Source organism: Methanocaldococcus fervens AG86 (assembly GCF_000023985.1).
GTDB lineage: Archaea > AGJL01 > Methanococci > Methanococcales > Methanocaldococcaceae > Methanocaldococcus > Methanocaldococcus fervens.
Genome location: NC_013156.1, coordinates 48,591 through 60,191 on the forward strand (window position 1 = coordinate 48,591; position 11,601 = coordinate 60,191).

Here is an 11,601-nt window from a genome sequence, read left to right on the forward strand (position 1 = left end):
ATTTTATTTAATGCTTAAAATCTCTTCATGTAACGCTTTTAAAACCTCTAAATAATCAACTTCCCCATTTTCAATTTTGTCCATAATCTCTTCCAACTCCCTCGTTCTCTCTTCAGATATTAGATTAGGATAATTGTTTATTAAATAATTATAAACTTCAGTTCCTAACTTTGTTGGGATTAACTTACCTTTGTTTTTGCTTTTAGTCACATATCCTCTATCTAATAACTTTTTAATTATTTGGGCATAAGTTGAAGGCCTTCCAATGCCCCTCTCTTTCATCAATTTAACAACTTCTCCCTCATCATACAATGGAACTTTTGGAATTTTTGTAATCTTCTTCTCCAATATTTTTAAAGAGTTTTTCTCAACCTTTGGAAGCTTTTTTAACTTTAAGTTATAAATTTTGCTCCATCCATCAAATTTCACATCTATGTAGCCTTCAATCTTTTCATCCAAATCTTTTATATATATCTCCTCATATTCCACAACTGCCTCTTTCATCTGAGAAGCCAAAAATCTTCTAAATATCAAATCATAAACTTTTATATGATTTTTGGTTAATTTTATATTGCTCTCTTTCAAAAACTCAATAAGCTCCTCTGTATCCATTGGTTTTGTAGGTCTTATACATTCATGAGCCCCTTCCATGAAGTATTCTCTATTTTTTAGGTAATCTTCTAAGTTATTTAGCTTTAAATACTCCTTAGCCACTCTCATTCCATCCAACGATACCCTTGTTGAACTTGTTCTGTGGTAGGTGGTTAAGCCCAGCTCAAATAATTCTTGAGCTATAGCCATCACTTCATCAGCACTCAGCCCAAATCTCTTCGTAGCTTCCTCCAATAATGTATCTGTTGTGAATGGTGGGAGAGGAGATATCTCCTTATCATAAATATTAACTTCAACTTCAACCTCATCTTTATTAAATTCCTCTTCCCAAATTTTTCCAACGTATATGTCATTTTCTAATCTCAAAGATAAGTAAGGAACTTTTATTTTATGCTCGTTGTATCTCTCTATAATCCATCCCAATACTGGCGTTTGAACCCTACCGGCTGAGAGGTAATTTTTATTAAACACCTCCCAAAGTTTTTGACTCAATCTAAATCCAATCCATCTATCTTCTATCCTCCTAACTATCTGACCTTTAACTTTGTTTTCATCTAAGCTAAGCTCCTCTCCTTTTTTAAATGATTCTACTGCCTTTAATATAGCTCTCTTAGTAATCTCATTAAATCCGACTCTATAGATATTTTTGTTAAATGGAAGAGCATTTAAAGCAATATCGTAGCCGATTTTTTCCCCCTCTGTATCAATATCTGTTGCTATGAATATGGCATCAACCTCATCTGCAATCTCTCTAATAATCTCTATATTTTCCTTTGCATCCATTGCATTTACTCTCTCTCCTCTCTCCATTAGCTGTTTTATCAACTTTTCAAAGTTCTTCTGGTCTGTAAATTGCTCTCCATTCACTTTTTTAATTGAGGCGTATATTGGAATATACAGGTTGTTATCTATTTTAATTCCATAAAATCCTTCTTTTGTAACTAAATCAAACACATGCCCCCCACTTGCAGTTATAATTAAGTTTAAGTCTCCAATACAAACCTCATATATGTTCCTGTTGTTTATCTTCCTAACAGATGGCTTTCCGAAGAAATTAGCTATAGTTCTTGCCTTATTTGGGCTTTCTACAACCATTAAAACAGATTTTAATAAATCTGGAACTTTACCTTTAGCCCTTCCTAATTTTATCTTCTCCCTATCTTCATCAATCTTTTTAATTAGCTCTTCTAAGTTTATTTCATCAATCTTCCTAAATTCACTTTCATACATAAACAGCATATACTTTTTTAGAGCTTCAAAAATCTCCTTCTCATCCACCAAAACAATACTTGCCCCTTTAGTTAAACCAAACTCTGTCATCCTTGAAGTTCTTCCGGAAGCTTGGATATAGGTTTTTACATCTGGAATTAATAACAAATACTCTCCATCTTCTTTTCTTAATGAAAAATTCTTTATCTTTAATTTTTCAACGATTATCTCTCTAATCTCCTCTTCCGTTTTTCCTTCAATGTCAATATCTTCCTTTAACTCCCCTTTTTCTTTTAAACTGTTTATATATTCTTTTAATCTAATTTTAAACTTTGGAATGCCGTAAAATATGGCATATCTAACTCTTTCTGGCATATCTAAACCTCTAACTAAAACTCCATAGTATGAGGCAACACCAATTAAAACATCTATCTCCCCATTTCTAAAGTCATCAAAACCTTTTTTGTCCTTTGAATGAATTAGTTTTGCCTTAATATTATTTTTTAATAAAAACTTCTCAATTTCTTGAGCTTTTTCAACACCGTAATCAATTGATACAAATACAATTCCTCCAGAGCCAAATAATTTTACATATTCCAAAATTTTTTCCTTGCTAAATTCTTCGTCATAAATATCAGCAACATCCCTAAGCTTATTCATTCCAAACCCTATTTCAAAATCTAAAAGCTCTCTATAGAGTTTAACTCTATCCCCATAGCTTTTTCCAGTAGCAGAGGCGATAATTAAACATCCGTGATTTATTTTAGATATTTTTTTCTTTAAAAATTCTCTCTTTTTTAATGCACTCTCTATTTTACCAATTTTTATTAAATAAATTATCTTATAAGCTTCGTTTATAATTTCATCATCAAATCCTAACAGCTTCAAAGTTCTATCAATGTTTTTTGAGGCTTTTAATAAAGCATCAACGTCATCAACAAAGATGAAATCAAATACGTTATTTGGCATGTTTTTAGCTAAAAAGTTGGAGGTTGTTATTAATATATCGTAATCGTTGTTATCTATTCTCTCTTTCGCTTCTTTCTTCTCTTTTGTTGATAACTCTGAATGATAGGCAACAACTTTAACATTTAAATTATTTTTTTCTATTAGAGATATCATTTTTTCGTAAGTTTGCTTAACTAAAAGTGTTGTAGGTAAAATTATATAGCATTTCTTTCCTTTTTTTGATAAAAATAAGCTCATCAATATACCAAAAAAGCTCTTCCCCACACCTGTTGGAGCAACAATTGAGAAGCTTTTATTTTTTAAAACCCTCTTTGCCCACATCTTCTGTATACTTAAAAGTTCAAATCCCAAATCTTTTACAAATTCCTCAAATTCTTTAAATTCATTCCAAATATTGCAGTAATTTTTTAAATTTTTTAATGTCTTTTCTTCTCTAAGCTTCTCACATAGTTTTAACTTTTCAAAGGCCTTTTCTTCTTTTAAACATTTTTCGCAAACCCCAATTTCCAATCTTTTACTCGTTATCTCTCCATTACAGTTTGGACACATCTCTTTATATATCATCGGTATCATAAGTAACACCAACATGAAAATCCTTATAAGTTATTTAATTATTATTTTTAATGTTGATTTGGCATGAAAGGATTTAAAAAGTTTTTGCCTGAAACTTTAGTTATTCAAAATTAAAGAATTTAAACATTACATTAAACTTTAAGATAGTGGGAGTATGGGATTTTTAGAGGATAAAAAAAGGACTTTGATGAATTTGGAACTTGCTATAAGAGAAGGTTTGGTAGATGAGGAGATAATACCAATATTAAACAAAATTAATGGGATTGACAGCTATTATACAACATCCAGCTGTATTGGCAGAGTAGGAATAATGGAAATCCCAAAAAATAAGAATCCAAAATTATATTCGAGATGGCTTGGAAAATGGCACCATTACGCTAACTATGAGGAGATGTTTAACGCTTTAAAAAATAGAAAAGAGGGGTATATAGTTTTTGTTATGAACTCTCCCATACTGCATATTGCATGTAAAGATATAATATCAGCGAAAAAAATGCTTGAATTGGCTATACACTCTGGATTAAAAGCTTCATCTATAAAATCAATTTCAGATAGAAGGATTATTGTTGAGATTTTAACAACCTATAAGGTAGATGCTCCAATAGGTGAAGATGGAAGATTATTTGTTGATGAAAACTATCTAAAGTTTTTGTTAGATTATAGCAACTCAAAACTTAAAAAGGCGAGAGAAATTTTGATGAGATGGGCTAATAGGTTAGATGAGCTAAAATAAAATAAAGAGTAGGATAGTTATGTATATTGAACATCCATTAATAAAGCCAAACAAATTGGAAGCGAGGTTGTATCAGCAGATTATTGCGGCAAATGCATTAAAGAAAAAAACATTATGCGTTTTATCGACAGGTTTAGGGAAAACTGCTATAGCAATTTTGGTTATAGCAGGTATTTTAACAAAAAAGGATGGAAAGGTTTTAATCTTAGCTCCATCAAGACCTTTAGTTGAGCAACACTGCAACAGGTTGAAAGATGTTTTAAATATTGATGAAAATATGATAATAGCTTTAACAGGGAAAATATCTCCAAATAAAAGAGCTGAACTTTATAAAAAGGGGAAGATATTTGTTGCCACGCCACAGGTTATTGAAAACGATATTATAGCTGGAAGGATAAATATTGATGATTTTGTTTTACTAATAGCTGATGAAGCTCATCACACTACGGGAGACCATGCCTATGCATTTGTAGCAAAAAAATTTAAAGATAAATGCCATGTTTTGGGATTAACGGCCTCTCCAGGTTCTGATATAGATAAAGTTATGGAAATCTGCGAAAATTTGGGAATTGAACATGTTGAAGTTAGAACTGAAGATGATGAGGATGTAAAGCCATACGTTGCTAAGGTAAAGCTAACCCCTATTAGAATTGAGCTACCTCCTGAGTTTAAAAAAGCGTTAAAATTAATAAATGAAGCGTTAAAAGAGAGGTTAAAGATATTAAAAGATTTTGGAGTTATAAATTCCATTGCAAATGTAACAAAAACAGAACTCATTGAATTAAATAATAAGCTATTCTCTTATGATGAGGAAGTTAAATATGAGCTTATAAGAGTTTGCTCTGAAGCTTTAAAGCTTATGCATGCTAAAGAGCTTTTAGAAAGTCAAGGGAAAACTGTTTTTTTAAGCTATATTAATAAATTATCAATGCAAAGAACAAAATCTGCAAAATCAATTTCTAACGATGAAAAAATTAGAGAAGCGGTTAATTTATTAATGGAATCTAATGTTGAGCATCCAAAATTAGAAAAAGTTGTTGATATGGTTAAAAATATTTTAGAAAAAAATAAAGATGAGAGAATTATTGTTTTTGCACAATACAGAGATACTGTGGAAAAAATCGTTAATCTATTACATCAAAATGGCATTAAGGCGATAAGATTTATTGGACAGGCGAATAAAGAAGGAAAAGGAATGAGTCAAAAGCAACAGATAGAGGCAATAGAGAAATTTAAGAGAGAAGGGAGTGTTTTGGTTTCAACAAGCGTTTCTGAGGAAGGAATAGATATTCCAACAGTAAATTACATCATATTTTACGAGCCAGTTCCTTCTGAAATTAGGTTTATTCAGAGAAGAGGTAGGGCGATGAGAGGGGAGGGTGGAAAGGCTTATATTTTAATAGCAAAGGGAACAACTGATGAGGCATATTATAGAAGCGCTTTATATAAAGAGAGGGAAATGAAGAGACTGTTAAAAAATATGTGCTACCTGTTGAATAAAAGATTACAGAAGAAATTCGAAGAAAAAGAAAAAGAAGAAAAAACTGAAGAAAAAATTAAAGAAGTTGAAAAACCTTCAACAAAAACAACAAAAGAAGAGGAAACAAAAAAACCAATGACGATATTGGATTTTATTAAACAAGCTGAAACTAAACCAGAAAGTAAAGAAGAAAGACTTAAAATTGAAAATATAAAGACAAAAAAACCAGTAAAGATTATTGTGGACGTTAGAGAGAAAAATATGGCTAAACTTCTACATAACTATGCAGATGTTGAGCTAAAAACCTTGGAAGTTGGTGACTATGTTTTAAGTGATAGGGTAATTGTTGAGAGGAAGACGGCTGAAGATTTTGTAAATTCAATTATTGATAAAAGGTTATTTAATCAGTTGAAAAATTTAAAAAAGGTAGAAAAGCCATTGTTGATTATTGAAGGTGAAAACTTTAGCAGATTGCATGAAAACGCTATTAAAGGAGCTATTTTATCAATAATTTTTGATTTTGGTATTCCAATAGTATTTACAAAAAATGCTGAAGAAACAGCTGATTTATTAATAAAAATTGCTGAGAAAGAGCAGATAAAGGAGAAAAGGGCTGTTATGGTAAGATATGGAAAAACTACGATGTCTTTAAAAGAACAGCAGAGATTTATCGTTGAAAGTTTACCAGACGTTGGTGGAGCTTTGGCTGATAGGTTATTAAAGCATTTTAAAACTGTTGAAAATGTATTTACTGCAAAAGAAGAGGAGTTGATGAAGGTTGAAGGAGTTGGAAAAGAGAGGGCTAAGAAGATTAGAGAGGTTTTAACTGCAAAATATGAATGATCAACTTTTGATAATCCTCCTTAGATTGATTGAGAGGATAGAGCTAATTTTGTTTATCTGCTCTTCAGAAATCTCAATCTTTTTCTGTAGTAATTTTGAGATATCGACCTCTATGTAATCTTCTCCAACATCTCTTGAATGAATTGGAGATATTTCATTAAATACTGAAAATACTGGACAAAAATCATGGCAGTATAGGCAATAGATGCACCTCTCTGGGTTAATTTTTGGTATTTTATCTTTAACATAGTTTTCAGTTATCTTAACTGGCTCAGTTGGAATCATTTCAATTGCCTTTGTTGGGCATACGTTGGCACATCCTTCACAACCAATACAAAGCTCTTCAATAACTGTTTTTGGAATTTTAACAGTTCCAGATAATATAGCGTTTCTCATCTCTAAGCTTGTATACCTATCAGAGCCAAAGATGATTCTCTCTAAATTCTCATATATTCCAGTTAAAAATATTTTGGCAAATTTTTTCAGCTCATCCAATTTAATCACCAAAAAATTTATTCTTTTACTTTCCATTTTCTATGCAAATATATTGCCTTAGTTGGGCAGATGTTATAACAAGCTCCACAAAACTCACACTTCTCTTTATCAACAACTCCATAATCTATGCAGTTATTTGGGCATGCCTTATTGCATAAACCACATTTTATGCAGAAGTCCATATCAACCCTAATAAACGAGTTTTCCCTATCAACAACCTTTTTATATCCAGTAGTGTTTGGAATTACATCTCTTGGGCAGTGGATAGCACAAGTTTCACAAGATATGCAGTTGTCTGTAAATAAAACTTCTCCATTACTTCTATCTACGATTATAGCATCCATTGGGCAAACATTTGAGCATGTAGCACACAATATACAGTTTTCATCTTTAATCTTTTCTAATTTAACTGTGGTTATCTCTATAGCATTTTCTGGACAGTTGTTTAAACAAATCTTACACAAGGAACAGCCACCAACAACTTTATCGTCTTTAACTCTTCTAACATCGTTAGGGCAGATTTCAACACATTTTAGACATTTCCAACAAGCATCTGGGCTGTAAAATAAGTGCCCATCTTCAAACCTTAAAGCTCCGCTTGGGCAGTTGTTAGCACACAACCCACAGTTTATACAATAACTTTTTGGCTGGGATGTTTTATTCTCCTTAACTTTAACAACTCTAAAGTTCTCAACCTTTAAAGCATCGTTAGGGCAGATTTCAACACATTTTAGACAGAGGACGCATTTGTTGTAAGCTACTTCCCCATCTTTTATGGCATCTTTTGGGCAACTCTCCCCACACAAATTGCAGGAGGTACATGCATCTATGGTTTCTGGATTGATGGATTCTCTTGGACATAAATAAGAGCATCTCAAACAACCTACGCATTTATCTCTATAAATTTTAATTGATGTTCTTTCCACTTTTTCAACGATTTTTCCTGATTTTTCTTCAACATTAAATATTTTAACCTTCATAAGGCTTTCTAAAACTTTTAAGTATCTTTCTGCCAATCTTTCCCTCTTTGTATTTAATAACTCGTAAGAGCTAACTCTTGCGTTATAAGGGCAGACTTCAACGCAGACACCACACATTGAGCAAATACCCATTGGAAACTTCTTTCCATCTTTTTCTGTAATTTTTATAATGTTTATTGGGCATACACTAGCGCATACTCCACAGCCGTTGCATCTCCTTCTATCTACGTAGTAGCCTCCAAACTTGTTTCTTTTAATTGCTTTATTTGGGCAGTTTCTTGCACACTCTCCACAAGTTAAGCAGGAAAAGCTCTTATTATTTAATAAAAATATTGCATCTGTTGGACAGGCTTCCATACACTTAGATGTTTGTGAAAAAGGACAAGATTGGCATTTTTCTTCCACTCTACATTTATCCAGTATGGTTATAATCATCCTATCACCAAAAATATTAAATTTAAATTAGTATTTTCTAAATAACCTGTTTCCAATAATTATTCCAATAACTGCAGATAAATAAGTGCAAGATAAAGGCAATAAATCATAATATGGGAATTCTTTTAAAAAATATGCTATAACCACTGCTAAAATTAAATAGCCGAAAATGTTTCCTATTTTGTGCCTATACTTAGCCCCAATCAATATCCCAAACAAAAATGCAAGAATTGAAGGATAGTATAAATAATTTGACATTATTGCATCAAGCATTTCAAACCACCAATGTTATTTTTCCTCTGATTTTTCAATTTTTTCGATAATGACCTTTTCACAAGATAGCAAGAATGCAGCAGTTGAAAGCCCAGCTAAAACTTTTAATCCTACAGCAATGTTTAGATATGGGATAATACCAGCGGTTATAATCTCTTTTGGAGCTGGAAATACCATATATCCATTAATCTCTGTAAAGTTGAATAGGTAATAACCTCCTATAAACATTCCAGCAACACCTAACAGCAAATAAGTTAAAGCCCCTAATGCCTCTAATCTCTCTAAAAATTTATGTTCAAACCATAATGGGCTATTAGAACCAAATGCAGTTACTGACAATATCAACGCTGCTGCTATTAATGCCCCTCCTTGAAAACCTCCTCCAGGAGTTATATGCCCACCCAATATAGTTACAATCCCTAAAGCAACCATTAGAACACTCATAGGGAATGCTAAAAATTTAATTATTGGTGTGAATTCACCCCAACCTTTTATTGTTATATAATCCTCTGATTCGGGAGCTTTAAATATCTCTTTTAAGTATGTGTTGTCATACAATGCCTTTCCAAATACAACCCAAGAAACCATAACTGCAACAACTAAAACCAAACACTCCCCCAATGTGTCGTAAGCCCTCCAATCAAATATCACGGCACATACGTAGTTTGGGATTATATAATTTGTAAGATAAACAACATTAACCCCTGGATTTACTTGCATGTTTGCCAAGCTGTATAAAATGCTCGCCCCAAACATAAAGAACGATAAGGCAACAACTAAATCTCTTTTGGAATTCATTTTACCACCTTGTCATATAGATGCAGAATGCCATTGCCCCTAAAAAGACAGAGAGCCAAAACAACTGGTAGTTTATAGCATTTGAATTCTCTTCCTTAAACTTAAAAATTAAAGGTGATATTGCTAAAGAGAAGGCTAAAGCAGCTAAACCAAACAAAGTCATTAAAGTTTTTTCATAAATCCTACCGATAATCAAAGCTCCAAAGATGAACAACAAGTATAGAGTATATTCTCCAGCAAATACTGCACCAACTGTAATTCCATCCCCATGCTCTTCTTTATCCAACTTTTTTTGAAATTCATTATAATCCATAAAATCCACCCAAATTAATTATTTTAAACAATAATTAACTCCTAACTCATTTGCGTAGTCCCAGAGATAGTTTGTTACAATATCTGGGTAGATACCAATTATTACACATAAAGCGGTTAATACAAATAAGCTGAAGACCGCAAGTTTAGGAACTCCCTTGTTTTGGTATTCTTTTAGAGTTTCTTCATCAACTGGCTTTAAGTAAATTAAATAAAATGCTTTCATCATAGAAACGAAGGTTCCAATACTAACTATAATCATTATCATAGCTATTTCTGGCATATTTACTTGCATAGCCGCCTGAGCAAGCATCCACTTACTCTGAAACCCGTTGAATGGTGGAACTCCACTTATCGCAAGCTTTGCACATAAAACCATAAATGCTACAGAAGGCATTAAAGGCAGTAAGCCCCCTAATTTATGCAAATTACTTCCTCCTTTATGGCTCACAATATAAGCCCCTAAAAATAAGGCAGATTTATAAATAACGTGATTTATAGCATGGAAGATACCTGCAACAATTCCCAATGGAGTTCCTAAAGCTAATCCAGTAGCTACATATCCCCCTTGACTTATAGCGTGATATGCCAACAATCTCTTATAATCACTTTGCAGTAAAGCCATTACAACACCAAATACCATTGCCAAAACTCCTAAGGCAATTAAAACTCCATGAGCACTTACAAAGTAATCCAATCCATTGAATAGCTTTAAAATAACTATCATTAAACCTACTAATACAAACTTTGAATACGTTTGTAGCATTGCAGAGATAAAGCCCTTAGATCTTGCATACAAATCAGCTTTAACGTTATGGAATGGAGGAAGACCAGCTCCATAAGTTAAACCAACAATTAACAGCAGTAAACCTCCATAAATCATTGGATTATCAACCAAAATATAGTTTTTCATGTCTGTAATGTTTAAAGTTCCAGTTGAAGCTAATAAAAACGCTATTCCCAATAGCATTAAAGATGCTGCAACATTCCCAAGTATCATATATCTTAATCCAGCCTTATATGCCTCTTCAGTTCCAGACAAAAATACTAATCCAGCCTGAACTATTGAAACTATCTCAAAAAACACATATAGGTTGAAGATATCATCAGCTAAAACTATTGCTGCAACGCTCGCAAATCCCATCAAAGTAAGGGTAACAAACATATTGTTTGTTAATTTCTCCCCCATTCCTGAAATTAAGACGAGAGAGGCAATTAAAGATAAGGTTACAATAACTGCCTGCTTTGCTGGATTGTAGAGATATGCTATACCGGAAACCCATCCATCAACAACTCCATGTCCTCCAAAGTAGTAATAGCCGTATTGGCTAATAAATGGCAGAATAATTAAAATTGCAGCTGTGATAAATGTTATATATTTTACAGCCTTTTCTTTTCCATGTAGTAAATTCATTATTATTGCCATAATTAATGGAAACACAACTATCATTGGCAAGTAGTTCATCTTTCCACCTTAAGTTTAATCTTCTTTCAATATTACAGAACTTTTAAGTGTTTTGTATTTTTTATACAATATTATAGAAACTCCAAGCATTACGGCGAGCATTGAAGCCTCTATAACTATGTTTGTCAATACCAATGCATGAGTTAGTGGATAGGCAGATTCCTTAGCAAACACTTCAAAAGAAACCCCAGGTAGTTTTATTGGCACTATTCTTCCATTATATCCAATAGTTATAAGTGCTAAATTCACCCCATTTCCTAAAAACTCCAAAGCTATGATTTTTTTTAGAACATTATCAACAAAAAACACGCCATATAATCCAATAATTACTAAAAGTCCTGATGTGATAAACGAAGCCATTTGAAAATCCATTCTATCCACCAATAATTTATCATTATTATTAATGACAGATTGGGTTTAACAC

The 11,601-nt window shown here is 32.4% G+C and carries 10 protein-coding genes; 2 read left to right on the top strand and 8 right to left on the bottom strand.

What is annotated here, in order from left to right; genetic code table 11:
- Positions 1-3: 3 nt before the first annotated feature.
- A complete protein-coding gene (gene rgy / locus MEFER_RS00240) occupies positions 4-3,363 on the bottom strand; it encodes a reverse gyrase (protein ID WP_048056247.1) in 3,360 nt (1,119 codons plus the stop codon).
- A 154-nt stretch (positions 3,364-3,517) separates the two neighbouring features.
- Between rgy and taw3 the strand changes: the two genes are divergently transcribed.
- Complete coding sequence (gene taw3, locus MEFER_RS00245; protein WP_012794914.1) at positions 3,518-4,096, top strand: tRNA(Phe) 7-((3-amino-3-carboxypropyl)-4-demethylwyosine(37)-N(4))-methyltransferase Taw3; 579 nt, start codon at positions 3,518-3,520, stop codon at positions 4,094-4,096.
- 19 nt (positions 4,097-4,115) lie between these two features.
- Positions 4,116-6,419, top strand: a complete 2,304-nt coding sequence (locus tag MEFER_RS00250; RefSeq protein WP_012794915.1) for a DEAD/DEAH box helicase — start codon at positions 4,116-4,118, stop codon at positions 6,417-6,419.
- On the opposite strand, the gene MEFER_RS00255 is transcribed toward MEFER_RS00250, so the two are convergent.
- Genes MEFER_RS00255 through MEFER_RS00285 form a run of 7 tightly spaced genes read right to left on the bottom strand, consistent with a single transcriptional unit; the run spans position 6,420 to position 11,549 of the window.
- On the bottom strand, positions 6,420-6,950 hold the full coding sequence (locus MEFER_RS00255) for a 4Fe-4S binding protein (RefSeq protein WP_012794916.1): 531 nt from the start codon (positions 6,948-6,950) through the stop codon (positions 6,420-6,422). It abuts the gene before it with no gap.
- Positions 6,932-8,329: a 4Fe-4S binding protein gene (locus tag MEFER_RS00260; protein WP_048056248.1), complete on the bottom strand. Its 1,398-nt coding sequence runs from the start codon at positions 8,327-8,329 to the stop codon at positions 6,932-6,934. The genes MEFER_RS00255 and MEFER_RS00260 overlap by 19 nt, the downstream gene beginning before the upstream one ends.
- Positions 8,330-8,356: 27 nt before the next feature.
- Entirely contained in the window at positions 8,357-8,602 is a 246-nt protein-coding gene (locus MEFER_RS00265; RefSeq protein WP_012794918.1) for a hypothetical protein, read from the bottom strand.
- A 15-nt stretch (positions 8,603-8,617) separates the two neighbouring features.
- Positions 8,618-9,400, bottom strand: a complete 783-nt coding sequence (locus MEFER_RS00270; protein ID WP_012794919.1) for a Na(+)/H(+) antiporter subunit B — start codon at positions 9,398-9,400, stop codon at positions 8,618-8,620.
- Between the two features lies 1 nt (position 9,401).
- Entirely contained in the window at positions 9,402-9,713 is a 312-nt protein-coding gene (locus MEFER_RS00275) for a hypothetical protein (protein WP_012794920.1), read from the bottom strand.
- 18 nt (positions 9,714-9,731) lie between these two features.
- Complete coding sequence (ehbF, locus tag MEFER_RS00280; RefSeq protein ID WP_012794921.1) at positions 9,732-11,177, bottom strand: energy conserving hydrogenase EhbF; 1,446 nt, start codon at positions 11,175-11,177, stop codon at positions 9,732-9,734.
- Positions 11,178-11,192: 15 nt separating this feature from the next.
- Positions 11,193-11,549, bottom strand: a complete 357-nt coding sequence (locus tag MEFER_RS00285) for a cation:proton antiporter subunit C (RefSeq protein WP_012794922.1) — start codon at positions 11,547-11,549, stop codon at positions 11,193-11,195.
- Positions 11,550-11,601: the final 52 nt, after the last annotated feature.